This window comes from Mesorhizobium sp. WSM4813 (assembly GCF_055811555.1).
The window spans coordinates 37480-63345 of the sequence record NZ_JBVVQU010000030.1 but is presented as its reverse complement, the minus strand read 5'-3'; the positions used below and the strand labels follow the sequence as shown (position 1 = coordinate 63345).

The window sequence follows — 25866 nt, the reverse complement described above, 5'->3', positions numbered from 1 at the left end:
AGTATCAGCCGTTCGGCCCGACAGTCTGAAGCGGGTGGGTTGCTCATAGGTCCCTCTTGTCCTCATCCCCCTAAGCTTGCGCCGGAAGCCGCGGCGCCGGCGGCCTCGCCGGTTTCGGCAGCAGGCGACGCACGGCGGGGGCGGCCGCCACATCGTTCCTGGCGGCGAACAGCTCGTGGTTCTTCTCGATGTCGTCGAGCTTGTAACGATAATTGACCATCAAGCCATGCGCCTGACGCAAGGCGCGGGGCGACAGATCGCCGAAAAGGTCGATGCGCTCCAGCCGCGCGCCATTGCCGAGATGGAACCGGGCGACCGGGTCGATCACCTTGCCGGAGGCGGTGCGGGCTTCGAGGAAATACTGTGCCGCAAGAGGGAGCAGGATCTGGCCCGCGCGGTCGCGCGCGGCAGCCTCCGCGCGCCAGCCCTCGTTGGCGACGAGGTCCTGCACTTCGGCGGCGGAGGGCATGGTTTCGGCCTGTTCGGCCAGCCAGCGGGCAAAGCCCGGCACCGGGGACAGCGTGACGAAATCGGTCAGGCCGGGAAGATCGCGGCGCAGATCCTCGACCACCTGCTTGATCAGAAAGTTGCCGAAGGAGATGCCGCGCAACCCCTCCTGGCAATTCGAGATAGAATAGAACACCGCCGTCGTGGCCTGCTGCGGCTGCACCGGCTGCCGCTCGTCGGCAAGCAGCTCGGCGATCGTCGTCGGCATCGTCCGGGTGAGCGCGACCTCGACGAAGATCAGCGGCTCGTCGCCGAGCTGCGGATGAAAGAACGCATAGCAGAGCCGGTCGGCGGGCTCGATCCGGCGGCGCAAATCGTCCCAGGTGTGGATGGCGTGCACCGCCTCGTAGCGGATGATTTTTTCCAGAATGTTGGCCGGCGTCGACCAGTCGATCCGGCGCAGCACCAGGAAGCCGCGGTTGAACCACGACGACAAAAGGTGCGTGAAGTCGGCATCGACGATGGCGAGATCGGGCGATGTGGGCAGCCGGGCCAGCAGATCCTCGCGCATGCGCACCAGCGTCTCGATGCCGCCGGGCGCCAGGTTCAGGCGGCGCAGGAGCTCCTGCCTGGCCGGCTCGGCGGCATCGTGCAGGGCAAGTGCCGAGCGATCGTCGGGCTCGGCGCGATAGGCATCCACCGCGGCGGCAAGCCTGGCATGATCAGTGCCGAAACGATCGCGCAGCACATGCAGGAAAGCCAGCCTTCCGTCGGCGCCGAGGGTGCGCCAGCGCTCCAGGATTTCCCTTGCATAGGCGACGCCCGATGCCTCGCCCTGACTGGAAAGCAGACGGGCGCACAGACGCCCCAGGCTGTCGGCCGAGACCGGCTCGTCACCGCGAACGAGGTTCAGCATCATCCGGCCGCGATCGGCGATGGTGTTCAGCAGGTCAGCGAAGAAAGGGCTGCGGTTCATCGATCCGACCGTCGAAGAGGAGCCTGCGGGAGGGTCCGGAGAGGCATGAGGGTGAGACAGACAATATGGGACGGCATGTCATAAGCACAAGCGCACCGGCGTCGGCCAACGAATTCCCGACCGGCTGAAGAGACGGCGCGTGCTGATGACGGTGCGCCGGCAGCATCAGCCGGCCGCCCGGTCGGCCGCTGTCCTGATCGCCTCGATGTTTGCCCGATAGGCTTCGACGCTGCCGCCTTTGAAGATGGCTGCACCGGCGACCAGCACGCTGGCGCCGGCGGCGGTGACCAGGGGCGCGGTTTCGGGCGAGATGCCGCCGTCGATCTCGATCCGGATCGCGCGGCTGCCGATCAGCGCCTTGACACGCTTCACCTTGTCGACGATCGCCGGAATGAACGCCTGGCCGCCAAAACCCGGATTGACGGTCATGATCAGGATCAGGTCGAGCCGGTCGAGCACATATTCGATCGCCGTTTCCGGCGTCGATGGGTTGAGCGACACGCCGGCCTTCTTGCCGAGGTCCCTGATCGTCTGCAGCGAACGGTCGAGATGCGGCCCGGCCTCGGCATGCACCGTCATGCCGTCGCAGCCGGCTTCGGCGAAGGCCGCCAGATAGGGATCGGCCGGCGTGATCATCAGATGGCAGTCGAAGAAGGCCTTGGTGCGGTTGCGGATCGCCTTGATCACCGGTGGCCCGAAAGTGATGTTGGGCACGAAATGCCCGTCCATGACGTCGAGATGGATCCAGTCGGCGCCGGCCGCCGCCACCGCCTCGACCTCGTCGCCGAGCTTCGAGAAATCCGACGCCAGCACAGATGGCGCGATCAGGGTCTTATGAGCCATGTTCGCTTCCCGTTCTTGAGCCAGCTCCCGCCCTACCGCATCGGCCTGAAAATGGCCAGCCGTCGTGGCAGGAAGATCGTGCTGCCTAGTGTCAGTCGCGAACGGACGCGGAAAGTTCAGGGGAGCCATGGCCGGAGAACAACCGGCGGGCCCGAGAAAAGGATGTTGGACGCCTTGCGCAGAATGCTTGCGCGCCGCGCAGCCTGTTCTTATATACCCGCCAAGCCGTTCGACGCCGGAATGCCGGTTGCCGAAGCGGAATTTCTTGTGAACAGGGGCTTTCGTCGGAATGCCTGTACGGGTCCTGAGAGCCTGCTTAGCGGAGAGATTAGAAAAATGGCAAAAGTAATCGGTATCGATCTGGGGACCACCAACTCCTGTGTCGCCATCATGGACGGCAAGGAATCGAAGGTCATCGAAAATGCGGAAGGCGCACGCACGACCCCTTCCATCGTCGCCATCAACAGCGATGGCGAGCGCCTCGTCGGCCAGCCGGCCAAGCGCCAGGCGGTCACCAATCCTGAAAACACCATCTTCGCGGTCAAGCGCCTGATCGGCCGCCGCTATGACGATCCGGTGACGGACAAGGACAAGAAGCTTGTCCCCTACAAGATCGTCAAGGGCGACAATGGCGACGCCTGGGTCGAGGCCGGCGGCAAGAAGCAGTCGCCCAGCCAGATCTCGGCGATGATCCTGCAGAAGATGAAGGAAACGGCGGAAGCCTATCTCGGCGAAAAGGTCGAGAAGGCGGTCATCACCGTTCCGGCCTATTTCAACGACGCCCAGCGCCAGGCGACCAAGGATGCCGGCAAGATCGCCGGCCTCGAAGTGCTGCGCATCATCAACGAGCCGACCGCGGCCGCGCTTGCCTACGGCCTCGACAAGAAGGAAGGCAAGACCATTGCCGTCTATGATCTTGGCGGCGGCACGTTCGACATTTCGGTGCTCGAAATCGGCGACGGCGTCTTCGAGGTGAAGTCGACCAATGGCGACACCTTCCTCGGCGGCGAGGATTTCGACATGCGTCTGGTCGAATATCTGGCGGCCGAGTTCAAGAAGGAACAAGGCATCGACCTGCGCAGCGACAAGCTCGCGCTTCAGCGCCTCAAGGAAGCGGCCGAAAAGGCCAAGATCGAGCTGTCGTCGACGACGCAGACCGAGATCAACCTGCCCTTCATCACCGCCGATGCCACCGGTCCCAAGCACCTGACGCTGAAGCTGACGCGGGCGAAGTTCGAGAGCCTGGTCGAAGATCTCGTCCAGCGCACGATCGATCCGTGCAAGGCGGCACTCAAGGATGCCGGCCTGAAGGCTGGCGAAATCGACGAGGTCGTCCTGGTCGGCGGCATGACCCGCATGCCCAAGATCCAGGAGATCGTGAAGCAGTTTTTCGGCAAGGAGCCGCACAAGGGCGTCAATCCGGATGAGGTCGTCGCATTGGGCGCCGCCATCCAGGCCGGCGTGCTGCAGGGCGACGTCAAGGACGTGCTGCTGCTCGACGTGACGCCGCTGTCGCTTGGCATCGAGACGCTGGGTGGCGTGTTCACGCGGCTGATCGAGCGCAACACGACGATCCCGACCAAGAAGAGCCAGGTGTTCTCGACGGCCGAAGATTCACAGTCGGCCGTGACCATCCGCGTCTTCCAGGGCGAGCGTGAAATGGCCGCCGACAACAAGGCGCTCGGCCAGTTCGACCTGGTCGGCATTCCGCCGGCGCCGCGTGGCGTGCCGCAGATCGAGGTCACGTTCGACATCGACGCCAACGGCATCGTCAACGTCTCGGCCAAGGACAAGGGCACCGGCAAGGAGCACCAGATCCGCATCCAGGCGTCTGGCGGCCTTTCGGACGCCGACATCGAGAAGATGGTGAAGGACGCCGAAGCCAATGCCGAGGCCGACAAGAAGCGGCGCGCGCTGGTCGAGGCCCGCAACCAGGCCGAGGCGCTGGTGCATTCCTCGGAGAAGTCGCTGAAGGAGTATGGCGAGAAGGTTTCCGAGGCCGACCGCACGGCGATCGCCGATGCGATCGCGGCGCTGAAGACCGCTGCCGAAGGCGACGACGCGGCCGACATCGAAGCTAAGACGCAGGCGCTCGGCGAAACCTCGATGAAGCTCGGCCAGGCCATGTATGAGGCTTCGCAGAAGGAAGCCGCGGAGGCTGACGCCAAGGCGGATGCCGCCAAGGACAGCGACGTGGTCGATGCCGATTTCGAGGAAATCAACGAGGACGACGACAAGAAGAAGTCGGCCTGAGCGGCCTGACGGCAAGTTTAGGCAGAAAGCCCGGCGCAAAGCCGGGCTTTTTTGCAACTCTGGCCGAAAAAGTGCGAGCAAGCCCGTGTCAACACTGGCATCCCGGCGCCATCGCACCTAAATCGGAACAGCGTGCCGGCGAACGACGCGAAATGCTTCAAGACGTTGAATATCCGGACTGCGGGAAAAGATGAAAGCTGATTTCTACGAAACGCTGGGCGTGCAAAAGGGGGCCGACGAGAAGGAGCTCAAGAGCGCTTTCCGCAAGCTCGCTATGCAGTTCCATCCCGATCGCAATCCCGGCGACCATTCCTGCGAGCACAAGTTCAAGGAAATCAACGAAGCCTACGAGACGCTGAAGGACCCGCAGAAACGCGCGGCCTATGATCGTTTCGGCCACGCTGCCTTCGAACAGGGCGGCATGAATGGCGGCGCACAAGGCTTCGGCGCCGGCGGCTTCGCCGACATCTTCGAGGATATTTTCGGCGACATGATGGGCGGGCGCCAGCGCCGATCGTCAGGCGGGCGCGAGCGCGGCGCCGACCTGCGCTACAATATGGAAATCACGCTGGAGGAGGCGTTTACCGGCAAGACAGCGCAGATTCACGTGCCGGCGTCGATCTCCTGCACGGAATGCTCCGGCAGCGGCGCCAAGCCCGGCACCCAGCCCGTCACCTGCTCGATGTGCAATGGCCATGGCAAGGTGCGCGCCACGCAAGGATTCTTCTCGATCGAGCGCACCTGTCCGCAATGCCAGGGGCGTGGCCAGACCATCAAAGAGCCGTGCCCGAAATGCGCCGGCCAGGGCCGCGTCACCGAGGAGCGCTCGCTGTCGGTCAACATCCCGGCCGGTATCGAGGACGGCACCCGCATCCGCCTTGCCAATGAGGGCGAGGCTGGCCTGCGCGGCGGCCCGTCGGGCGACCTCTATATTTTCCTCGCGGTCAAGCCGCACGAATTCTTCCAGCGCGACGGCGCCGATCTCTACTGCAAGGTGCCGATCTCGATGACGACGGCAGCGCTTGGCGGCTCCTTCGAGGTGGCGACGCTGGACGGCACCCAGACGAAAGTGAAGGTGCCGGAAGGTACCCAGAACGGCCGCCAGTTCCGCCTCAAGGGCAAGGGCATGCCGGTGCTGCGCCAGCACAATGTCGGCGACCTCTATATCCAGACCGCAGTCGAGACGCCGCAGAACCTTTCCCGCCGCCAACGCGAGTTGCTGGAGGAGTTCGAACAGCTTTCCTCGAAGGATAATTCGCCGCAGTCGAGCGGCTTTTTCGCGCGCATGAAGGACTTTTTCGAAACCTTCGGCGAGCGCTGATGCCTATTCTCGCCAATCCGGTGTAGAGTGCAATCAAGGCGAGGCTTCCCTAGCGTCATCAACATCTTATACCGGCGTCCGCCTTGCCTTGAACCCCGTAGCTGCTAAGTAGCCTCTCGGGGGAGCGTTCAGGAGAACTTGCATGGCACATGGTCCCGGACTGCGAAAGGCGCTGGCGGAAAAGTTCGACGACGAACTGAAGTTTTTCAAGGGCTGGATCGACAAGCCGAAGGCGGTCGGTTCGATCGTGCCGACCAGTTCCACCACGGCCCGCAAGATGGCCTCCGTCGTCAATCCGAACTCGGGCCTGCCGGTGCTCGAAGTCGGGCCCGGCACCGGCGTCATCACCCGAGCCATCCTCGCCCAGGGCGTAAAGCCTGAAAATCTCTATGCGGTCGAATACTCCGCCGATTTCGTGCGCCATCTGCGCCAGCTCTGTCCCGGCGTCAACGTCATCGAGGGCGACGCCTTCAATCTCGATGCGACGCTCGGCGACAAGAGCGGCCTGATCTTCGATTCGGTCATCTCCGGCGTGCCATTGCTCAATTTCCCGGTCGCCCAGCGCGTTGCCTATGTCGAAAGCCTTCTCGACCGCATCCCGACAGGCCGCCCGGTCGTGCAGCTGACCTACGGCCCGCTGTCGCCGATCCCGCCCGGCCGCGGCGATTACACGGTCGAGCATTTCCATTTCGTCATCCGCAACATCCCGCCAACGCAGCTGTGGATCTACCGGCGCGGGGCGCATTAGCTGTGCCCCCAAAGATCGCTTTTCGATCTTTGGGCCGGTGCGTTGATTTGAGCGATCCTTGGCTGTACCTGTCCGGGAACAAGGGTGGCCAATGGCAGTGATCCCGAAAATTCTCGTCTTCGCGGGCTCGATTCGCGCTGGCGCCTACAGCGGCAGGACCGCCGATGTGGCGCAGAAGGAACTCGCCCTGCAGGGCACCGAGGTGACCCGCATCTCGCTTGCCGACTATCCGCTACCGATCCTCGACGAGGACCTAGAGAAGGAGAAGGGCGTTCCCGAAAACGCCATCAAGCTTGCCCGGCAGATCGCCGCCCATGACGGGCTGCTGATCGCGACGCCCGAATATAACGGCTCGATCCCGCCGCTGCTCAAGAACACCATCGACTGGGTGAGCCGGGTGCGCACGGATGGCGGGCGGTCGTTCAGGCCGTTCGCCGGCAAGCCCGCCGGCCTTTGTTCGTCTTCCAAAGGGCACTTCGCCGGGGTACGCTGCATCAACCATCTGCGCGCCGTGCTGGTGCGCTGCAAGATGGAGGTGGTGACGCCGGAATGCTCGGTGCCGGAGGGCGGTATCGCCTTCGACGAGGACGGAAATTTCAGGGACGAGAGACTGCACAGATCGATGGAGCACCTATGCCGCACGCTGATCGAAACCTCGCGCATGCTGTCGACGCGCATCGAGGCGTGATTCAGGAGCGCGCCGAAACCATGCAAGACAGGCTGATCGTCGGCCTCGACGTGCCGACGCTGAAGGACGCCGAGAAGGCGGTGAGCGAGCTCGACGGGATCGTCTCCTTCTACAAGATCGGTTATCAGCTCGCCTTCGCCGGCGGCCTCGATTTCGCCCGCGAGCTCGCCAGCAGCGGCACTAGGATCTTCCTCGACATGAAGCTGCTCGATATCGACAACACGGTGGCCAAGGGGGTCGAGGCTATTGCCAGGATGGGCATGACCATGCTGACGCTGCACGCCTATCCGAAGACGATGAAGGCAGCGGTCGAGGCCGCCAGGGGCAGCGATCTCTGCCTGCTTGGCGTCACCGTGCTGACCTCGATGGACGAGCAGGACGTGATCGACGCCGGCTATGAGCATGATCCGCATACACTGGTGCTGAGGCGCTCCGAACAGGCGCTGCATGCCGGCATGGGCGGCATCGTCTGCTCGGCCGAGGAAGCGGAAGCGGTGCGCCGGATCGTCGGGCCCAACATGGCCGTCGTCACGCCGGGAATACGGCCCAAGGGCAGCGACCATGGCGACCAGAAACGCGTTGTCACGCCGGCGCAAGCGATCCGCAACGGCTCCAGCCATCTCGTCGTCGGCCGGCCGATCGTCGGCGCCGCCGACAGGCGAGCCGCCGCGGAAGCCATCCTCGATGAAATGCGCTCGGCCTAACAATTCGGAGAAAAAGCATGCCCAAGGGATATTGGATTGCCCGCGTCGATGTGCGCGATGCGGAAGGCTACAAGGACTATGTCGCCGCCGCCAAGCTTGCCTTCGACCGTTTCGATGTAAAATTCCTGGCACGCGGCGGCGCACATGAAAAAGCCGAGGGGCCCGGTCGTGACCGCAACGTCATCATCGAGTTTCCGTCGTTGGCTGCGGCGCATGACTGCTATCACTCGCCGGAGTATCAGCGGGCGGTCGCGATCCGCCAGAAAGTAGCCGACGGGGAGATCGTGCTGGTCGAAGGGCTTTAGTTCAGCGCCAACCGCTGCGTTGGTCAGACCGAATGCAGGATGTAAAGCTTGCGCGTTTTCTCGTGGATGGTCCATTCGCCCTCCCAGCCAAGCGGCAGGACAAGCAATTCGCCGGGTCCGACATCTTTGGCTGCGCCACCAGGACCGTGCAGCGTCACGCGGCCGGAGACGATGTGGCAAATCTCGGAATTCGTGTCTCGGCGCGCGGTGAACCGGCCCTGCGAACATTCCCATACACCGACCTCGATCTTGCCATCATCCGAAGTCCAGAGCGTGTTGGCTGCTTCCATCTGATCGCCCTCCACCGAGGTCGGTTTCGGCTGGGGCTCACCCAGGTCTATACGCACAAGGTGGGCGAAGGTTTTGAAGTCGATCATTCCTAAATCCTCGAGGTGTGCGGTTCAGTGCCCGGTGATGCGATCGGCCAAGGCCGCCAGCCGCGATGTGCGCGGCAGCCCCTTTGCTTCCCGCTCGTCGGCAATTCGATAGAGCTGATACATGGAATGGACGCCGAGCCAGCGCAGCGGCTCTGGCTCCCATTTGCGCACGGTCCGATTGACCCAGGGAAGCCGCGTCAGCTCGGTGTCGTTGTCCAGCAGAAGATCCCTAAGAGTGCGTCCCGAGAGGTTCGAGGTGGACACACCGAGGCCGACATAGCCGCCTGCCCAGCCTATTCCGGTCTGCTTGTCAAAGCCCACCGTCGTGCACCAGTCGCGCGGCACGCCCAACGTTCCACACCACGCATGATCGAGACTGAGCCCCTTGGTCTGCGGCAGAAGCGTCGTCAGGATCTTGTGCAGCTTGTCGATCGTCGCCTGCTGGGTGACGCCTCGAAGGTCGGTCTTCGAGCCGAACCGATAGGGTACCCCGCGCCCGCCCATGGCAATGCGTCCTTCCCGGGTGCGCTGCGCATAGCAGTATGTGTGCGCGGCGTCGCCGAGAACCTCGTAGCCATCCCAGCCGATTTCGCTCCATAGCTTTTCGGACAACGGCTCGGTCACCACGATGGCGCTGTTGAGCGCCAGCCAAAGTCTTTCGTGGCCGGCAATTCCCGCGGTAAAACCCTCGGTCGCCCGCACGATCTTTTCGGCGCGCACCACGCCTCGGTTGGTTACGACCTTGCCCTTCTCGATCGACAGCACGGTGGTCTGTTCGTAGATCGGGACGCCGAGGCGCTCCACTGCCCTGGCGAGCCCCTGCACCAGCTTTGCGGGCTGAACCCGCGCAACTTTCTTGATGACGAAGGCGCCGCGTGCGTTGTGCACCGCTATGCGCCGGCGCATCTCCGCTGCATCGATATACCCGACGCGTTCGTCGGTCAGCTCCCAGGATCTGGCATGGGCATACATCGCCTTGGCACGCTGCTCCTGCGCCTCGTTGGTTGCGACCAACAGTTCGTCGGTACGGCGAATGTCGGCGTCGATGCCTTCGGTTTCCGCAACCGATATGACCTCGTTCACCGTACCCGTCATTGCCGCCTGCATGGCGATGACTCCAGCGCGCGAGGTTGCCTTCTCATATTTTTCCCGCGACCATGAGAACCCACCGGACAGCCAGCCGCCATTGCGTCCCGAAGCACCGAAGCCGGCGAACTCCTTCTCGACGATGACAATGTTGAGGTGGGGCGCTGCCTGCTTCAGATAATAGGCGGTCCAAAGGCCGGTGTAGCCGGCCCCGACGATACAGACGTCGGCCACGATATCGCCCTGCAGTGGCGGCCGATAGTCGGGCACGCCGCCGATGTCGGCATACCAGAATGAAACGTCGCCGTTCTTCTTCACGTCCATTGTCGCGATTTTTCCCAGATAGGATTCAGGTCAGCGTGAAATCGGCATTTTCGTCGTCCGCCAACAGCTTCACGTCGCTGCCCGCGAATATGAGGTCGACCTCGTCGCCGATTGCGAAGGTCTCGGCGTCCAGCGTCGAGCGCACGATCGCCTTGGAGGTGTCGGCCAGCACGACCTCGTATTTGGAACCCGATCCGAGGTAGATGGCCTCGCCAATGCGCCCGGGCAGGGTGTTTCGATCCTGTCCGCCCTTCCCCCGCCTGGCGAGGCTCAGCTTCTCCGGCCGCAGCAGCATCACGGGTTTGGCACCGTCGGCAAGGCGTTTTGCGGCAGCCACTTTCCGTCCGGCTACGTCGATGGCGGTCTCGTTCCCGGAGGTGGAGGCTGCGCCACGCAGTATCGTCGAGTCGCCGACGAATTTTCCGACGAACAAGGTCTCGGGCTCGTCGTAGAGCTGGCGACCGGTGCCGATCTGCTCGATGCGCCCCTGGTTGAACACGGCGATGCGGTCCGAGAGGACCAGGGCTTCCTCCTGGTCGTGCGTGACGTAAACGAAGGTGGTGCCCAATTCGCGGTGGATCCGTTTGATCTCGAGCTGCAGCCATTCACGCAGCTTCTTGTCGAGCGCGCCGAGCGGCTCGTCCATCAGGAGCAGCGGTGGGTCGAATACAATGGCGCGCGCCAGCGCGACGCGCTGCTGCTGCCCGCCGGAGAGCTCGCTGGGGAAGCGGTGGCCGAAATCCGCCATCTTCACCATGTCCAGCGCCTTGCGCACCCGGGCCTCGCGATCGGGATTGGCGATGCCGCGCAAGGTCAGCGGATATGCGACGTTCCTGCTCACCGTCATGTGCGGAAACAGCGCGTAGTGCTGAAACACCACGCCGATATTGCGTTTGTGCGCCGGTACGCCGATGACGCTCTTGCCGCCGACATCAAGCGAACCCGAACTGACCTCGGTGAAGCCGGCGATGATGTTGAGCGTGGTGGTCTTGCCCGAACCGCTGGGCCCGAGCAGCGTCATGAATTCCCCCGGCTCGATGTGCAGCGAGACCTTATCGAGAGCGATGAAGCTGCCATAGTGTTTGCTGACGGATTTGAGATCGATGGCTGCGCCCCGGGTCGATGGTGAGGCCATGTCAACGTTTTCCCTGTCTCGAACCGATCAGCAGCCCCGCCCCGATCACCAGCGACGTCGTGATGAACAGCAGCGTGCCCACCGCCGCTACGGTGGGGTCGGCATCCCGGGTAATGCTGGAGAATATCTGGACCGGCAGTGTCTTCAGATACGGGCTGGTGATGAACAGCGCGACGATGATCTCATCGAATGAGGTTACAAACGCAAACAGCAGGCCCGACAAGATCCCTGGCGCGATCAGCGGCAACGTCACCGTCCTGAACGCTGTCAGCCGGGTCGCGCCGAGGCTGGCCGCGGCAGTCTCCAGCCGTTTGTCGAAGACTTCCAGGCTGGCGGAGACGGCGATGATGACAAAAGGAACGGCGAGCATGGTGTGGGCCAGCACGAAGCCGGTCATGGTGCCGACCAACTGCGTATCGAGATAGACTGCGTAGATTCCGACGGCGAGCACCACCCCCGGCACGACCATTGGCGTGATCAGCAGCGCCCGCAGCACGCCGCTGACGCGGCTTTTCATGCGATCGAGGCCGAATGCCGCCAGCGTGCCGATGACGGTGGCGAACACCGCCGTGACGACGGCGACCTTGAGCGAACCGATCAGGCTCGCAGACCATTCGGGGCTGGTGAAAAAGTTCTGGTACCACTGCCAGGAAAAGCCGGAAGGCGGAAAGGCCAGCGACTTCTTGTCGTTGAAGGACATCGGCACGACGACGATTGTCGGTGCGACCAGCCAGACCGCGACCAGCAGGCAGTACAGACCGAGCAGGATTCGACCGGGCTGTTTCATCAGCGTCTCGAGCCCGTCTTGTACGGTTGGCGCGACAGCGGTGCTGCAAGCGCGAGCAGGACGAAGGTCGCGATCAACAGCACCACGCCCATCGCGCCGCCGCGACCCCAGTTGAGCAGGCTGAGCACCTGGTTCTGGATCAGGGTCGAGAGCATGGTCGAACGCGGACCGCCGAGCAGCGCCGGGGTGATGTAGAACCCAAGCGCAAGAATGAACACGATGATGGCGCCTGCGTAGACGCCCGGAAGCGAGAGCGGCAGGTAGACCTGGGCAAAGGCGCGCGCCGGGCTTGCGCCGAGGCTCCTTGCCGCCTGCATGAGCCGCAGGTCGATCGTCTTCATCACCGAATAGAGGGGCAGGATCATGAACGGCAACAGCACCTGCGCCATGCCGATCACCACGCCTGTCTGCGTGCGGATCAGCTTGACCGGGCTGAGGCCGACTGCCCGGATGACGGAGTTGATCACGCCGGAATCCTGCAACAGGATGACCCATGCCAGGGTGCGCACCACGCCGCTCACCCAGAACGGCACCAGCACGCACAGGATGAGGATGAGCCGCATCTTGGGTCCGACTGCCGTCATCACATAGGCATAGGGATAGCCGGCAATGAGACACACCAGCGTCACCCAGGCGGAGATCGCGAAGGTCCGCTGAAGTACGGTCAAATTGACCGGTGTGCCGAAGAACCAGGCATAGTTCTGCCATCCCCATTGCGGCTCGGAAAAGCTGCGCATGGTGACGATGGCGAGCGGCAGGCCCAGGCAGATGACGAGCAGCAGCAGCGCCGGCGCGACGAGCCAGAAAGCCTGTCCACGAAACCAGCGCCGCCGGTCGTCCGCCGTGACAGCCGGAACGCTGTCCCGGCTGTCGATTGCTCTCGTTGCCACCGTGGCGGACCTAGTTGCCCGCCATCAACGCGTTCCACTTTTCGTTCGCCACCTCGAAGTTCTCCACCCAGAACTTGATGTTCTGCTGATAGCCAAGCGTCAGCTTATCCGGCGTGTTGGTCATGAACGCCGCGGTGACCTCGTCCACTTCAGGCTTCGCATCCTTGTGGATCGGGGTATACGAGGTGGTTTTTGCAAGCGTCTCCTGCGCGCTCTTGCCGACATAGGCGTTGATCAGCGCATGCGCTGCGTCGGGGTCCTTGACGCCCATCGGAATGGTCATCTGGTCCATCACGACCAGCCAGTCCTGCCACGCCGGCGTGTACTTCGCGCCGTTCTTGACCGCGGTCATGGCACGTCCGGTCCACATCGCGATCATGTCGGCTTCGCCGGATTCGGCGAGCTGCTGGGAATCGGCGCCGGTCTTCCAGAAGATCGTGTCCGGACCGAGCGACTTCACCTTCTCGATAGCCTTGTCGATATCGGCAACCGTCATGTTTTCGACCGACCCACCGGCTGCGAGCAGCGCCTGCTCGATCATTCCGCCGGACAGATCGCCGCTGCCCTCCAGCGCGCGCGAGCCTGGGAACTTCTCGATGTCGAAGAAATCCTTCCAGCTCTTGGGCGGGTTATCCTTGTACTTTTCGGTGTTGTACATCAGCACCACGCCATAGTTCATGGCCGGCACACTGCATTCGCTGATCTGGCCTTCTGGAATGTTGGACGTGTCGATCTTCGAGAAGTCCAGCTTCTGGAACAGCTTGCCGCAATAGACGTAGGGCGGGAAATCGCCGGTATCGACGACGTCCCAAGTCACATTGCCGGACTCGACCTGCGCCTGCAGTTTCGAGATCTCGGTTGGCCCGTCGCTGAGCAGCGTCACTCCGGACTTGTCGACGAACTCCTTCAGCGCGGCGATCTGACCATCCTGATAAATGCCTCCATACGAGACGAAAGTAAGCGTCTTGCCCTTCAGCGAGCCTTCGGCCACCTCGCCCGCCACGGGCTTGCTCTGTGCAAGCGCTGCGGTCGTGATCATCAATAGCCCGAGTGCGGCCACCTGTCCGATCTTGGTCTTCATAGTTTTATCTCCCATTTATGTGCACCCGCATCAGTTCGGTTCGCCCGGCTGCGAGCCTTGTCCGGGCGTGTATTGATTGAGTTCCGCCGCGCCGCTGGTCGGGGGTGCGATGATCCACAGCACCTGCGCCGGCATCCTGCCGATGTTCACCGTGCGATGCGGCGTCGAGGTTGCGTATTCGATGCTGTCGCCCTCGTTCATGACGAAGCGCTCATCTGCCAGCGTCAGCTCGACTGTTCCTTTCAGGACGACGAACATCTCGTGCTTGCCGCCATGCGTGTAAGGGTCGTTGCCGGTCGAGCCGCCGACGTCGAAATCGCCCGAATAAACCTCGAATTCATGGATCGGCCGCCGCGACAGCAACGTCTTTCGACAACCGTGGCTGATCGGCAGCAGCGGGCGGTCGGCTCTGGTGAGCACCTTGTGGAACCCACCTTCGGTCTGCTCGAACAAGTCGTTGATGCCGAGATCCAACGCAGCCGCGATCCGCATCAGGGTGCTGGCGCTGGCGCCGCTCAGATTGCGCTCGAGCTGGCTGATGAAGCTCGCGGTCGTGCCGACCATGTCGGCCAACTGGCGAAGCGAAATGCGTCGGGCTGTGCGAATGGCCTTGATCCGCCCACCGACATGCTTCGCCTTTTCTGCTTCCGGCGCTGCCAGCGCTGTCATCTCCGGGGATGTCGCAGGGTCGACTTTCACCGCGTGCCTCCTTCACTTAACACCCTATTAAGTGAAGTGCCGGAACGCAAGCCATTTGTCGAGATCCGATCCTGGTCCCCGGCAGCAGCCGCGTACGCGGGCGCTGCTTATCCCGTTGGCGAGATAAAAAAACGGCTCGCAGCGGTTTCGGCCATCGTATCGGCGAGGCCCATCTCCCATTGCGTGCGGCAATAGGCGCGGAAATCGAAGCAGGGCAGGCCGGGGCAGACCTCGAACTCGATGAGATGGACGCTGTCGTCAGTTTCGATCCGGAAATCGATGGAAAACACATCCCGCAGGCCGAGCCCGGCCATCAGCCTTTGCGCGATTTGGCGGATGGTTGAATCGGTTCGCGGCTGGCTCGCAGCAACCGGCAGCAACACAGGCTCGGTGTATGTCCCCGCCGCCCTGGCAGCCTCGCCGGTGTCGCCGTAAAGCGCCAGACTGTCCGCCATGGTCTGGAAATCACCGCCCGAATCAACAAAGGCGATGCCGAGCGCCTCGACGCCGGTGTCCGGCTTCAGGCCGAGAAAGCTGGCGCGCGCGTTGCGCCCGGCGACATAGGGCTGCACGACGACGTCGTCGCGATAGGCGGAGAACACGCGCCGGCTAAGCTCCAGCGCGTGGCCGAGATCACTGCTGCGCGAATCCGGCCAGATGCCGATCTTGGCGCCGAGCCGGTTCGGCTTGACGAACCAGCCGGTTGGCGACTGCGGTGGCTCGACAAGCCAGCGGCCATCGCGAGCCAGCCCGGCTTGCGGCACCGGCAAGCCGAGCGCGCCGAGCACGGCGCCGGAGCGGAATTTGTCCTGGCACAGCGCAAACAGCGCGTCATCGGCACCGATCACCTTCAGGCCATTCAGACTTGCCAGAGCCGGCGCCGCACCGCCGCGGAAATAGGCGATGCCGTCGGTCAGCGTCCACACCAGCGTCGTCTGCGGGTCTTCGCCTGCGAGCGCGCTTGCGGCATCGTCGAGCGTCACCGGCGCGAAGGCCAGGCCGCGCCTCTGGCAGGCTGCGGCCAGCGCATCGAACTCAGAGGCGATGTCGGTCGATTGCGCCAGATAGGAGGCGATTTCGGCGGCGCGCGCCGCCACGTGGCCATTGGCGACCAGCCGGTCGAAGCAGGCCTTTTCCGGCTCGTAGACAAGGATCAGCTTCGGCCTGCGGCTTGACATGAGATGAACGATTCCCGGGGATGAACGGGTCCTGGCAGCGCGATTGCCTACCATCGCACGGCTGACGTATCAGGCCTTCGCGGAAAACCGACGTCAGCCGGACGCCTGCGCGACAGTGCTGGTGCGATCTTCTTGTTTGACCATGATCTTTTCCGAACCAAAGGTTCGGGATCATGGTCTAGGCGATCAGCACGCGCGGCTCGAAGCGGCCGTTGACTGGAATGTCGAGCAGAAATGTCATGCCGGCTTGCGGGTCCAACAGGCGTTGTTTCTCGTCCTTGCCCGACCAGGCGGAGGTGACCACCAGTCGGTCGGCATTCCCGCCGACAAAGGCCGGACAGGATGGTTGCGTCACCGGCATCGCGACCGATCGGATGAGCTTGCCGTCAGGCCCATAAGCCTCAACGACGCCGCCGCCCCAGCAGGCGTTCCACAGGACACCGTCGCGATCGAGCACAGAACCGTCGATATAGCCCTTGGCCTTGCGGTGATCGACGAAGATCTTGGGCTCGCCGGACGGCAGGCCGGTCGCCGGATCGCAATCGACCCGCATCAACAGACCGGTGCTGGTATCGGTGTAATAGGCGACCGTTCCATCTTCGGAAAAGCAGATCGAGTTCGACACGGTGATGTCCGAATAGAGCCGGCGCAGTTCCCCCCTAGAGAACCAATAGATCGAGCCGGCGGCCTTTTCCTCACCCTTGCCCATCGTGCCGACCCAGAAGGCACCGCAGGGGTGGACGCGCGAATCGTTCGAGCGCGTGACCGGATTGTCGGCCTCGATCGCCGTGTGCAGCGTCATCCTGCCGGTCGCCACGTCGCGGACATGCAGGCCGGTTTCGGTGGCGATCAGCTGTCTTTTGTCGTCGATGATGGCGATGGCGCTGGCCATCTGGCCAAGCTCGTGGATCTTGAGCGCACCACCGGAAAGGCGCTTTTCCAGAAGCTGGCCGTTGACGATGTCGAACCAGTAGAGCGTATCGGTGGCGGAGTCATAGCTCGGTCCCTCGCCGAGCTGACAGACATGATCGGAAAAAACAGAAACGATGGCTTCGTTCATCGCACTGCTCCAAACGCCGCATCCCAGGCCACGACTGCGGCCTGCGCCCGCGTTGCCACCTCGTCGACGCTCATACCAGGCTTGAACAGGCTCGAGCCGAGACCGAAGACGCTGACGCCGGCCGCCTTGTAGCCGGCAAAGTCCTTTTCCGACACGCCACCGACCGCGCCGACCAGCGTCTTATCAGGCAAAACGGCGCGCATCGCCGCGATGCCGCCCGCGCCAAGCACGCTGGCCGGGAAGAACTTCAGCGCCGAGGCGCCGAGCCGAATCGCCTGGAAGCCCTCGGTCGGCGTGAACACGCCGGGCATCGTCACCATGCCGTAATTCATGGCGCGGCCCATGACCTCGGCATCGATGTTAGGGCTGACGAGCAGCCGTCCGCCGGCGTTGTGCAAGCGATCGACATCGGTTGCAGTCAGCACAGTGCCGGCGCCGACCAGTGCCGTGGCCGGTAGCGCTTCCACGATCCTTTCGATCGACGCAAACGGGTCAGGCGAGTTGAGCGGCACTTCGATCGCTTCGATGCCGGCCTCAAAGATCGCGCGGCCAATGGCCACCGCCTCGTCCGGCGTGAGGCCGCGCAGGATGGCGACAAGCCCACGCTCGAGCTTCGGAAACGGTGCGGTCTCGGTCATGCGGCAACTCCGCTGTTGTCGATCATGTCTAGGCAATCATGCCATTTTCGCGCGCCGCTTCGATCAGGCCGGCACGCACCGCCTCGTCGGCGTCGACAGTCCGAACCGCAAGTCCGGCAAGGCCGAGCGCCTCAGCGTAGAGCGCGCCGAGCCCGCCGGAGGCGACCAGCACGACCGACCCGCCTTTCCCATAGCGGCGGCTGGCCGAGGCGACCTCGCCGCCGATCAGCAGGCCGGACAGGCAAGCCGCGGCATCGCCGGGGTTCAGGTCCTGCAGCAGACCCGCGGCGCGGATCGAGAACAGTCTCGAGGTGACATCGCCGCCCTCGGCCAGCGCCTGCTCGCACCAGCGCCGGAAAAACGGATTGCCCGATGCAACCGGCTGGGGCTGCTCGCCCAGCGAATGGCGCAGGATCGAATGCGCCGCCAGCACCGAAAACAGCTCGCCGGTGGGCCAGGTGCCGAAACCGGCAACAGCGCCGTCCTCGACCAGCACCCATTTGGAGTGGGTGCCGGGCATGCAGACGAGATGGCGTCCTTTTGCCGGTAAACCAGCGCCGGCAAGCTGCGTTTCCTCGCCCCGCATGACGTCGGGCGCGTCCGCCTGGCGCTGGGCAAGGCCCGGCACGATGCGGATATCGCGGCGCTGGCCCGGAATACGCGCAGCACCTGCAAGGATAGCGCCGATCGGCGCCGGCACGGTGACATAGGGCGCCTCCAGCCAGCCCTGGCGCGAGCCGGCCATGCCGCAGATGATGACGGGCATCGCTTCCGGCGCGCCCATCGCTGCCAGATGTCCTTCGAGGATGGTCGAAAACCCGGCGGCTTGCGCGGTGATCAGCCCGTCATCGCCGCGGCGCTCGGCAAGGATTTTTCCGGCCTCATCGACCAGCCAGACCCTGAGACGGGTGGTGCCCCAGTCGACGGCGGCAACAGAAGGCGCTTTGCTCGGGAATCCTGGGTTCACAGGAAGCCCCCATCGACGATCAGCATCTGGGCGGTCAGCATCCGCGAAGCGTCCGACGCCAGGAACAGCACCGTGCCGACGATGTCATCCGGCTGCATCACCTGCTTGATGCATTGCTTGGCGACGTGGGCGGCGAGCGCCTGTTCGGTGACCCAGAGCTCCTTCTGCCGCTCTGTGATCACCCAGCCGGGTGCGATCGCATTGACGCGAATGCCGTCGACGCCGAGCTTGCCGGCAAGGCCCTTGGTCAGGCCGACGATGCCGGCCTTGGCCGCGGTATAGGCCGGCATGTCGGGGTGATTGATCAGAAACGACGTCGACGTGAAGTTGATGATCGAGCCGCCGCCGGCGCGCTTCATGCCCGGCGCCACCGCCTGTGCGGAGAAGAAATGCGGCCGCAGATTGACCGCCTGGTTGTTGTCCCAGAATTCCACCGTGACATCTTCCACCGCGTGGCGATCATCAAGTGCTGCATTGTTGACCAGCACGGTGACGTCGCCATGCGCTTCGGCAGCCTTGGCGACCGATGCCCGCAGCGCCTCGATGTCGCGTATGTCTGTCTTGAGATAGAGGGGCCGGCGGCCGAGATCCTTCTCGATGCGATCGGCCAGCGCCAGGCTGGGGCCGTCGGCGATGTCGATGAAGGCGACCTTTGCCCCCTGGCGGGCAAAACCCTCCGTCAGCGCCGCACCGATGCCGGAACCGCCGCCGGTGATCAGCACCGAAGCGCCCTCAAGGTCGGCAAAGCGCGCCGATGGCATCATTTTTTCTCCCTGGGCATGACCCGAAAATCGGTTTCGATTTTCGGAAAGGACCATGCGCAAAATCAAAGTGCTACAGCGTCCTTTGCGCGTCCAAAAAGGACGCGCGGCGCTGTAAGCTCAGTCGGCGCGCATCCTAGCCAGCCCGATCGGGGGAGCAAGGGAGAAAAACCGATTCCCGAGGCTTATGTCAGACAAAAAGACGATCACGCCCCACTACGCATCCTCGCAGCGGCCAACCCCACGAAGCATCGAGTGCACGCACAGCCCTCGCTTTGTCTGCAACTGACCGACAGACGCCCCACTTGCAGCAGGCAATCCTCAAAATGTCGCGATTGGCAGATGACCGGCGAGGTTGTAATGGCAAGCACAGCTGCCCATCCGATCCGCCGGAGATCCGCCATGCCTCTGAAAATCGCCGTCCAGATGGACCACATCTCCACCGTCTCGATTGCCGGCGACACGTCTTTCGCGCTGTCGCTGGAAGCGCAGCGGCGCGGCCATCAGCTGTTCCACTACACGCCCGACCGGCTGTCGCTTCGCGACGGCAAGGTGTTTGCCCGCATCGAGGCAATGCAGGTCCGCGATGAGAAGGGCAATCACTATTCGCTCGGCGAAGAAGTCCGCACCGACCTGTCGGAGATGGACGTCATCCTGCTCAGGCAGGATCCGCCGTTCGACATGAATTACATCACCACCACGCATATCCTCGAGCGTATCCATCCCAAGACGCTGGTGGTCAACGACCCGGCCTGGGTGCGCAACAGCCCGGAAAAGATCTTCGTCACCGAATTTCCCGACCTGATGCCGGAGACGCTGATCACCAAGGACCCGCTGGAGGTTGCCGCCTTCCGCAAGGAGTTCGGCGACATCATCGTCAAACCGCTCTACGGCAATGGCGGCGCCGGCATCTTCCACCTGCACGAGGCCGACCGCAATCTTGCCTCGCTGCTCGAAATGTTCGGGCAATTGTTCCGCGAGCCTTACATCGTGCAGCGCTATCTCAAGGAGGTGCGCGCCGGCGACAAACGCATCATCCTGATCGACGGTGAGCCGGCCGGCGCCATCAATCGGGTGCCGGCCGAGACTGATTCACGCTCCAACATGCATGTCGGCGGCCGCGCCGAAAAAACCGAACTGACGAAACGCGAACGCGAGATCTGCGCCCGCATCGGCCCGTCGCTGAAAGAGCGCGGTTTTATCCTCGTCGGCATTGACGTGATCGGCGACTACATGACCGAGATCAACGTGACGTCGCCGACCGGCGTGCGCGAGGTACAGCGCTTCGGCGGCGCCGACATCGCCAGCCTGTTCTGGGACGCGGTTGAGGACAAACGCAAGTAGCGCCCATGCTTGGCCGAACAGCGTTTTTCCGGCCGGTAGCTGGCGCAAACCCCATCGGAGCGCAGCGTTCAATTGTTCCCGTAATGTTCATGCCTTCGCCCGAAATCTGTGTTGTCTCCGGCGATGCCGTTCGCGGCATGATCGCAGGGGCTTCGGGCGAGCCCGTATCCGGGGGCAGAAAAATGGTTGCGCGGGTCCGTACGGTCGCTTTCCAGGGCATCGAGGCCGTGCCGGTCGACGTGCAGGTGATGATTGCGCCCGGCAAGGTCAACATGCACATCGTCGGCCTCGGCGACAAGGCGGTGGCCGAAAGCCGGGAGCGGGTGCAGGCGGCGCTGCATGCGTCCGGTCTGTCGATGCCGTCGAAGAAGGTCACGGTCAATCTGGCGCCGGCCGACCTGCCCAAGGAAGGCAGCCATTACGATTTGCCGATCGCGCTTGGCCTGATGGCAGCATTGGGCGCCATTCCGGGCGACATGCTGGCCGGCTATGTCGTGCTTGGCGAGCTGTCGCTCGACGGCACCATCGCCGCGGTGGCCGGCGCGCTGCCGGCGGCGATCGGCGCCAATGCCGAAGGCAAGGGCCTGATCTGTCCTTTCGCCTGCGGCCCGGAAGCGGCGTGGGCCGGCAAGGATTTCGACATCCTGGCACCGCGCAGCCTGATCGCCATCGCCAATCATTTTCGCGGCACGCAGGTCCTGTCGCGGCCGGAAGCCGGCATCCATGTCTCGGCGCGCGACATGCCTGATCTCGCCGACATCAAGGGTCAGGAGACCGCCAAGCGGGCACTCGAAGTGGCGGCGGCCGGCGGCCACAATCTGCTGATGGTCGGACCGCCGGGATCGGGAAAATCGATGCTGGCGCAGCGGCTGCCATCGATCCTGCCGCCGCTGGCGCCCAGGGAATTGCTCGAAGTCTCGATGATCGCCTCGGTAGCCGGCGAGCTCGGCGAAGGCAAGCTGACCGATCGGCGGCCGTTCCGCGCACCGCATCATTCGGCCTCGATGGCGGCGATGGTTGGCGGCGGCCTGCGCGTGCGGCCGGGCGAGGCCTCGCTTGCCCATCACGGCGTGCTGTTCCTCGACGACTTCCCGAATTCTCGCCGCAGGCGCTCGACGCACTGCGCCAGCCGCTGGAGACCGGCGACTGCATGATCGCCCGCGCCAATCATCGCGTCACCTATCCGGCGCGCATCCAGCTGGTCGCGGCGATGAACCCGTGCCGCTGCGGCATGGCCGGCGAGCCGGGCTATCGCTGCCTGCGCGGCGACCGTTGCCGCACCGACTACCAGGCGCGCATTTCCGGCCCGCTGCTCGACCGTATCGATCTCCGGATCGAGGTGCCGGCGGTCTCGGCCAGCGATCTGATCCGGCCGGACCGGGCAGAGAAAAGTGCCGCGGTGGCGCTGCGCGTGGCCCGCGCCCGGACGATCCAGCGCGAGCGTTTCGAACGGCTTGGCGCGACGTCGGCCACCACCAACGCGCATTGCTCGCCCTCGGTCATCGAGGAGATCGCGATGCCGGATGCATCAGGCCTGTCGCTGCTCAGGGATGCCAGCGAGAAACTAGGCTTTTCGGCGCGGGCCTATCATCGGGTGCTGAAAGTGGCGCGAACGCTGGCCGATCTCGAGGCCAGCGAGACGGTCGGCCGCATCCATCTGGCGGAAGCGATTTCCTACCGCATGAGTTCGGAGCGGATGGCGCAGGCGGCGTAGATTGACAACAGTCGGGCGCCGGAAAGCTTGACCGCCGAGCCGGTCAGCAAGCTGTGCGCCGTTCTGCCGGGCCGCCGGATCATCTCGAGGAGTTCGACGCGCAGTTGCCGCCGGTTGGGAAGAGCCCTCGTGTCGCCATTGGCTGCGCGGTGCCGCTCGAAGCGGCCTGGAACCGGTTGACCCACAATGCGCGCAGATCGGCATCGGTCAGCCATCCGGCCGGAAGCGGTCCGCGCCGGCAAGGTATTCGGGCAAGCTATTCGACAGTCTGATGCTACGCAGCCTGATCGTTGTCGCCGGTCATTTCCGCGGCAGCTACTTAACCGGGATCATCAGATGTGCGTAGGGAGTGCCCGCCCACATCACATATGGCCTGGACGTGTCAGGCTTGGGGTCCGCCGGATACCCGTGCATCATATCCATTGCGTTGACGATCATCACGTGCGGTCCGGTCTCCACCCAATTGTTGCCTTCCTCGGGCTTCGTCGCATAGGGATCGGTGTTGCTGCCGTCGGTGCCGCCGGCCAGCATATACATGAAGCCGACCTTGCCCTTGGGCGGTTCCTTTTTTCCCATCCAAGCCATCGCCCATTCCATAGAGTTGGCATCGCCACACATTGGATCGGGGCCAGGCGTGGCCGGATTGTCCGGCATGCACCAGAAGCCGTTGGTGCCCTCGCGCAGCGTGCGCATTGCACCCTTCTCATCCATGGCGTGGATCGCGGCGCCGCTTGCTACAGCGGGGGGCGCGGCGGATTCAGCGCTCTTGATCAGCGCAGCGTCATCGGCGGCTGCGCCTTGCATCGCAAACAAACTGCCCGCTGCCAAAAGCGCAGCGACCGTGAGAAGCCGTTTCATGGCCGTTCTCCGGTTTTTTGAGTTGATCTCGTGCATGATGTCGGACGCACGGCCTCCCAGAGCCGTTTGTCGGTGGTAAAATCGTACCAGATCGCATGCACCGGGACAATGGCGTTTTAGCGATGCCTAATATCTATCGGGCGATTCAGACCGGGCTCTCAAACATGCTGCATCGGACGATTTTCTATTTCGCGCCTCGTCTGTGAGACTGCGCCTTTGCAACGCGGCTATCCAGCCCGTTCCTTCGCCTTCAGCTCCAGCCGCCGCGCGTGCAGCACCGGCTCGGTGTAGCCGTTGGGCTGGACCCGACCCTTGAAGACGAGATCGCAGGAGGCGAGGAAGGCGATCGACTTGTCGAAGTCGGGCGCCATCGGCCGGTAGAGCGGATCGCCGGCGTTCTGGCGGTCGACGACGCCAGCCATGCGCTTCATCGTCTCCATCACCTGGTCTGAGGTGCAGACGCCATGATGCAGCCAGTTGGCGATATGCTGCGAAGAGATACGCAGCGTGGCGCGGTCCTCCATCAGGCCAACATCGTTGATGTCAGGCACTTTCGAGCAGCCGACGCCCTGGTCGATCCAGCGCACGACATAGCCGAGAATGCCTTGCGCATTGTTGTCGAGCTCCTTCTGGATTTCCTCTTGAGACCAGTTCGGCCGCACCGCTACCGGCACCGACAAGATGTCGTCGAGCTTGGCCTTCGGCCGGCTCTTCAGCGCCGCCTGGACGGCATGGACATCGACCTTGTGGTAGTGGGTGGCGTGCAGCGTCGCCGCCGTCGGCGACGGCACCCAGGCGGTGTTGGCGCCGGCCTTGGGATGGGCGATCTTCTCCGCAAGCATCGCCGCCATCAGATCGGGCATCGCCCACATGCCCTTGCCGATCTGGGCGCGGCCGGCGAGCCCGCATTCCAGCCCGGTGTCGACGTTCCAGGCTTCGTAGGCGGCAATCCAGACGGCCTGCTTCATGTCGCCCTTGCGGATCATCGGGCCGGCTTCCATCGAGGTGTGGATCTCGTCGCCGGTGCGGTCGAGGAAGCCGGTGTTGATGAAGACGACGCGGTCCTTGGCGGCGCGGATCGCCTCCTTGAGGTTGACGGTGGTGCGCCGCTCCTCGTCCATGATGCCCATCTTGATGGTGTTTTTCGCCATGCCGAGCAGCGCCTCGACGCGGTCGAAGATCTCGACAGCGAAGGCGACTTCTTCAGGCCCGTGCATCTTGGGCTTTACGACGTACATCGAGCCCGCGCGGGAGTTTTGCCGGCGGCCGTTCGGGCCGACATCGTGCAGCGCGATCAGCGCCGTCAGCGCCGCGTCCATGATGCCTTCCGGCACCTCGTTGCCGTCGCGGTCAGATATCGCCGGATTGGTCATGAGGTGACCGACGTTACGGATCAGCATCAGCGAGCGGCCGGGCAGCGTCAGCGCGCCGCCATCAGGCGCGGTGTAGGCGCGGTCGGGATTGAGTTTTCGGGTAAACGTCTTGCCGCCCTTGGTGATCTCCTCGGCAAGATCGCCCTTCATCAGGCCGAGCCAGTTGCGGTAGACCACGACCTTGTCCGGCGCATCGACCGCCGCGACCGAATCCTCGCAGTCCTGGATGGTGGTCAGCGCCGATTCCAGGATGACATCAGCGATGCCGGCCGGATCGGTCTTGCCGATCTGGTTGCTGCGGTCGATGACGATCTCGATGTGCAGGCCATTCCTAGTGAGCAGCACGGCTTCGGGATTCTCGGCATCACCACGATAGCCGGCAAACTGTTTGGGGTCGGCAAGCGTGGTAGCGCCGGCGCCCTCGCCCAGCCGCAACATGCCGTTGGCGACCGAAAGCCCGTTCACCCCCGCCCATTTGCCCGTCGTCAGCGGCACCGACTCGTCGAGAAAATCCTTCGCCCAGGCAATGACCTTGGCGCCGCGCACGGGATTGAACTTCGCGCCCCTTTCGGCGCCGTCTGTCTCGGGAATGGCGTCGGTGCCGTAGAGCGCGTCGTAGAGCGAACCCCAGCGCGCATTGGCGGCATTCAGCGCATAACGCGCGTTCATCACCGGCACTACCAGCTGCGGCCCGGCGACCACCGAAATCTCCGGGTCGACATTTTCGGTCGTCACCGAAAAGGCCGGTCCCTCCGGCACGAGATAGCCGATATCCCTCAGGAACCCCTTGTAGGCGTGCATGTCGCTTGGCGCGCCATTGTCGCGATACCAGCGGTCGATCTTGTCCTGCAGCGCGTCGCGCTTTGCGAGCAGCGCCCGGTTCTTCGGCGAAAGGTCATGCACGATGGCCGAAAAGCCGGTCCAAAAGGCATTGGCGGCAATGCCGGTGCCCCGCAGCGCCTCGTTCACGACGAAATCATAAAGCTCGCGGGCAATCCGCAATCCGGCGATTTCGACGCGATCGGTCATCGGAGGCTCTCCAAGGCTTTGGCCGGGTTGCCGGCCCCCCGGGCGTTTGACATGCCATGGTTGCAGGGTCAATTCGGCTTAGTGTGAAAGGTAGGGCATTTTTCGCCGCCGGCCAAAGCTGCCAATCTCCCGCGAGGGGAGATGCCAGGCCCGGGTTCCTCGCCCCCGCAACGCGGGGGAGAGGTGGCCGCGAAGCGGACGGAGAGGGGCATTCGTAAGGCGCAGTCCCCCTCTTCGTCTCGGCTTCGCCGAGCCACCTCTCCCCCGCTTTGCGGGGGCG

At 63.8% G+C, this 25866-nt stretch carries 23 protein-coding genes and 1 pseudogene; 8 read left to right on the top strand and 16 right to left on the bottom strand.

The window, feature by feature from the left end; translation table 11 throughout:
- Positions 1–70: 70 nt before the first annotated feature.
- A complete protein-coding gene (locus AC0L25_RS18695) occupies positions 71–1423 on the bottom strand; it encodes a malonyl-CoA decarboxylase (protein WP_473596865.1) in 1353 nt (450 codons plus the stop codon).
- A 165-nt stretch (positions 1424–1588) separates the two neighbouring features.
- On the bottom strand, positions 1589–2266 hold the full coding sequence (gene rpe / locus AC0L25_RS18690) for a ribulose-phosphate 3-epimerase (RefSeq protein ID WP_473596864.1): 678 nt from the start codon (positions 2264–2266) through the stop codon (positions 1589–1591).
- Between the two features lie 336 nt (positions 2267–2602).
- Here rpe and dnaK point away from each other — a divergent pair, with 336 nt between their 5' ends.
- From dnaK to AC0L25_RS18660, 6 genes are all read left to right on the top strand, one after another.
- Positions 2603–4519, top strand: a complete 1917-nt coding sequence (gene dnaK / locus AC0L25_RS18685) for a molecular chaperone DnaK (protein WP_473596863.1) — start codon at positions 2603–2605, stop codon at positions 4517–4519.
- Between the two features lie 190 nt (positions 4520–4709).
- Positions 4710–5840, top strand: coding sequence for a molecular chaperone DnaJ (dnaJ, locus tag AC0L25_RS18680; protein ID WP_135933963.1), 1131 nt, complete (start codon positions 4710–4712; stop codon positions 5838–5840).
- Between the two features lie 142 nt (positions 5841–5982).
- Positions 5983–6588, top strand: a complete 606-nt coding sequence (gene pmtA / locus AC0L25_RS18675; protein WP_473596862.1) for a phospholipid N-methyltransferase PmtA — start codon at positions 5983–5985, stop codon at positions 6586–6588.
- Positions 6589–6679: 91 nt separating this feature from the next.
- Positions 6680–7276 carry an NADPH-dependent FMN reductase gene (locus AC0L25_RS18670; protein ID WP_473596861.1) on the top strand — a complete coding sequence of 199 codons (597 nt, stop codon included), beginning with the start codon at positions 6680–6682 and terminating at the stop codon, positions 7274–7276.
- 20 nt (positions 7277–7296) lie between these two features.
- Positions 7297–7980: an orotidine-5'-phosphate decarboxylase gene (gene pyrF / locus AC0L25_RS18665; protein ID WP_473596860.1), complete on the top strand. Its 684-nt coding sequence runs from the start codon at positions 7297–7299 to the stop codon at positions 7978–7980.
- Between the two features lie 17 nt (positions 7981–7997).
- Positions 7998–8285 carry a DUF1330 domain-containing protein gene (locus tag AC0L25_RS18660; protein WP_292517460.1) on the top strand — a complete coding sequence of 96 codons (288 nt, stop codon included), beginning with the start codon at positions 7998–8000 and terminating at the stop codon, positions 8283–8285.
- A 23-nt stretch (positions 8286–8308) separates the two neighbouring features.
- On the opposite strand, the gene AC0L25_RS18655 is transcribed toward AC0L25_RS18660, so the two are convergent.
- From AC0L25_RS18655 to AC0L25_RS18600, 12 genes are all read right to left on the bottom strand, one after another.
- Positions 8309–8662: a cupin domain-containing protein gene (locus tag AC0L25_RS18655; protein WP_473596859.1), complete on the bottom strand. Its 354-nt coding sequence runs from the start codon at positions 8660–8662 to the stop codon at positions 8309–8311.
- 24 nt (positions 8663–8686) lie between these two features.
- Entirely contained in the window at positions 8687–10072 is a 1386-nt protein-coding gene (locus AC0L25_RS18650) for an NAD(P)/FAD-dependent oxidoreductase (RefSeq protein WP_473596858.1), read from the bottom strand.
- 25 nt (positions 10073–10097) lie between these two features.
- Positions 10098–11207, bottom strand: coding sequence for an ABC transporter ATP-binding protein (locus AC0L25_RS18645; protein WP_473596857.1), 1110 nt, complete (start codon positions 11205–11207; stop codon positions 10098–10100).
- Between the two features lies 1 nt (position 11208).
- Positions 11209–11994 carry an ABC transporter permease gene (locus tag AC0L25_RS18640; RefSeq protein WP_473596856.1) on the bottom strand — a complete coding sequence of 262 codons (786 nt, stop codon included), beginning with the start codon at positions 11992–11994 and terminating at the stop codon, positions 11209–11211.
- The gene (locus AC0L25_RS18635; protein ID WP_473596855.1) at positions 11994–12884 is read right to left on the bottom strand and encodes an ABC transporter permease; all 891 of its coding nucleotides are present in this window, start codon (positions 12882–12884) and stop codon (positions 11994–11996) included. The genes AC0L25_RS18640 and AC0L25_RS18635 overlap by 1 nt, the downstream gene beginning before the upstream one ends.
- Positions 12885–12894: 10 nt before the next feature.
- Positions 12895–13965: an extracellular solute-binding protein gene (locus AC0L25_RS18630; protein ID WP_473596854.1), complete on the bottom strand. Its 1071-nt coding sequence runs from the start codon at positions 13963–13965 to the stop codon at positions 12895–12897.
- Between the two features lie 30 nt (positions 13966–13995).
- Positions 13996–14664 carry a helix-turn-helix domain-containing protein gene (locus AC0L25_RS18625; protein ID WP_473596853.1) on the bottom strand — a complete coding sequence of 223 codons (669 nt, stop codon included), beginning with the start codon at positions 14662–14664 and terminating at the stop codon, positions 13996–13998.
- 107 nt (positions 14665–14771) lie between these two features.
- A complete protein-coding gene (locus AC0L25_RS18620; RefSeq protein ID WP_473596852.1) occupies positions 14772–15842 on the bottom strand; it encodes a D-alanine--D-alanine ligase family protein in 1071 nt (356 codons plus the stop codon).
- A gap of 178 nt (positions 15843–16020) precedes the next feature.
- Complete coding sequence (locus tag AC0L25_RS18615) at positions 16021–16902, bottom strand: SMP-30/gluconolactonase/LRE family protein (protein WP_473596851.1); 882 nt, start codon at positions 16900–16902, stop codon at positions 16021–16023.
- Positions 16899–17540: a 2-dehydro-3-deoxy-6-phosphogalactonate aldolase gene (locus AC0L25_RS18610; protein ID WP_473596850.1), complete on the bottom strand. Its 642-nt coding sequence runs from the start codon at positions 17538–17540 to the stop codon at positions 16899–16901. The genes AC0L25_RS18615 and AC0L25_RS18610 overlap by 4 nt, the downstream gene beginning before the upstream one ends.
- 28 nt (positions 17541–17568) lie before the next feature.
- On the bottom strand, positions 17569–18507 hold the full coding sequence (locus AC0L25_RS18605) for a 2-dehydro-3-deoxygalactonokinase (RefSeq protein WP_473596849.1): 939 nt from the start codon (positions 18505–18507) through the stop codon (positions 17569–17571).
- The gene (locus tag AC0L25_RS18600; protein WP_473596848.1) at positions 18504–19271 is read right to left on the bottom strand and encodes an SDR family NAD(P)-dependent oxidoreductase; all 768 of its coding nucleotides are present in this window, start codon (positions 19269–19271) and stop codon (positions 18504–18506) included. The genes AC0L25_RS18605 and AC0L25_RS18600 overlap by 4 nt, the downstream gene beginning before the upstream one ends.
- A gap of 399 nt (positions 19272–19670) precedes the next feature.
- On the opposite strand from AC0L25_RS18600, the gene gshB reads away from it, so the two are divergent.
- Positions 19671–20612, top strand: coding sequence for a glutathione synthase (gene gshB, locus AC0L25_RS18595; protein ID WP_473596847.1), 942 nt, complete (start codon positions 19671–19673; stop codon positions 20610–20612).
- A 182-nt stretch (positions 20613–20794) separates the two neighbouring features.
- A pseudogene (locus AC0L25_RS18590) lies at positions 20795–22326 on the top strand (YifB family Mg chelatase-like AAA ATPase).
- Positions 22327–22641: 315 nt separating this feature from the next.
- On the opposite strand, the gene AC0L25_RS18585 reads toward AC0L25_RS18590, so the two are convergent.
- Both AC0L25_RS18585 and AC0L25_RS18580 read right to left on the bottom strand, forming a co-directional pair.
- On the bottom strand, positions 22642–23220 hold the full coding sequence (locus AC0L25_RS18585) for a hypothetical protein (protein ID WP_473596846.1): 579 nt from the start codon (positions 23218–23220) through the stop codon (positions 22642–22644).
- 191 nt (positions 23221–23411) lie between these two features.
- On the bottom strand, positions 23412–25586 hold the full coding sequence (locus AC0L25_RS18580; RefSeq protein WP_473596845.1) for a malate synthase G: 2175 nt from the start codon (positions 25584–25586) through the stop codon (positions 23412–23414).
- Positions 25587–25866 lie beyond the last annotated feature (280 nt).

Bases quoted from the DNA above. Each gene is read 5' to 3' on its own strand.
- AC0L25_RS18695 (WP_473596865.1), bottom strand. From the start codon at position 1,423: ATGAACCGCAGCCCTTTCTTCGCTGACCTGCTGAACACCATCGCCGAT.
- rpe (WP_473596864.1), bottom strand. From the start codon at position 2,266: ATGGCTCATAAGACCCTGATCGCGCCATCTGTGCTGGCGTCGGATTTC.
- dnaK (WP_473596863.1), top strand. From the start codon at position 2,603: ATGGCAAAAGTAATCGGTATCGATCTGGGGACCACCAACTCCTGTGTC.
- dnaJ (WP_135933963.1), top strand. From the start codon at position 4,710: ATGAAAGCTGATTTCTACGAAACGCTGGGCGTGCAAAAGGGGGCCGAC.
- pmtA (WP_473596862.1), top strand. From the start codon at position 5,983: ATGGCACATGGTCCCGGACTGCGAAAGGCGCTGGCGGAAAAGTTCGAC.
- AC0L25_RS18670 (WP_473596861.1), top strand. From the start codon at position 6,680: ATGGCAGTGATCCCGAAAATTCTCGTCTTCGCGGGCTCGATTCGCGCT.
- pyrF (WP_473596860.1), top strand. From the start codon at position 7,297: ATGCAAGACAGGCTGATCGTCGGCCTCGACGTGCCGACGCTGAAGGAC.
- AC0L25_RS18660 (WP_292517460.1), top strand. From the start codon at position 7,998: ATGCCCAAGGGATATTGGATTGCCCGCGTCGATGTGCGCGATGCGGAA.
- AC0L25_RS18655 (WP_473596859.1), bottom strand. From the start codon at position 8,662: ATGATCGACTTCAAAACCTTCGCCCACCTTGTGCGTATAGACCTGGGT.
- AC0L25_RS18650 (WP_473596858.1), bottom strand. From the start codon at position 10,072: ATGGACGTGAAGAAGAACGGCGACGTTTCATTCTGGTATGCCGACATC.
- AC0L25_RS18645 (WP_473596857.1), bottom strand. From the start codon at position 11,207: ATGGCCTCACCATCGACCCGGGGCGCAGCCATCGATCTCAAATCCGTC.
- AC0L25_RS18640 (WP_473596856.1), bottom strand. From the start codon at position 11,994: ATGAAACAGCCCGGTCGAATCCTGCTCGGTCTGTACTGCCTGCTGGTC.
- AC0L25_RS18630 (WP_473596854.1), bottom strand. From the start codon at position 13,965: ATGAAGACCAAGATCGGACAGGTGGCCGCACTCGGGCTATTGATGATC.
- AC0L25_RS18620 (WP_473596852.1), bottom strand. From the start codon at position 15,842: ATGTCAAGCCGCAGGCCGAAGCTGATCCTTGTCTACGAGCCGGAAAAG.
- AC0L25_RS18615 (WP_473596851.1), bottom strand. From the start codon at position 16,902: ATGAACGAAGCCATCGTTTCTGTTTTTTCCGATCATGTCTGTCAGCTC.
- AC0L25_RS18610 (WP_473596850.1), bottom strand. From the start codon at position 17,540: ATGACCGAGACCGCACCGTTTCCGAAGCTCGAGCGTGGGCTTGTCGCC.
- AC0L25_RS18600 (WP_473596848.1), bottom strand. From the start codon at position 19,271: ATGATGCCATCGGCGCGCTTTGCCGACCTTGAGGGCGCTTCGGTGCTG.
- gshB (WP_473596847.1), top strand. From the start codon at position 19,671: ATGCCTCTGAAAATCGCCGTCCAGATGGACCACATCTCCACCGTCTCG.
- AC0L25_RS18585 (WP_473596846.1), bottom strand. From the start codon at position 23,220: ATGCACGAGATCAACTCAAAAAACCGGAGAACGGCCATGAAACGGCTT.
- AC0L25_RS18580 (WP_473596845.1), bottom strand. From the start codon at position 25,586: ATGACCGATCGCGTCGAAATCGCCGGATTGCGGATTGCCCGCGAGCTT.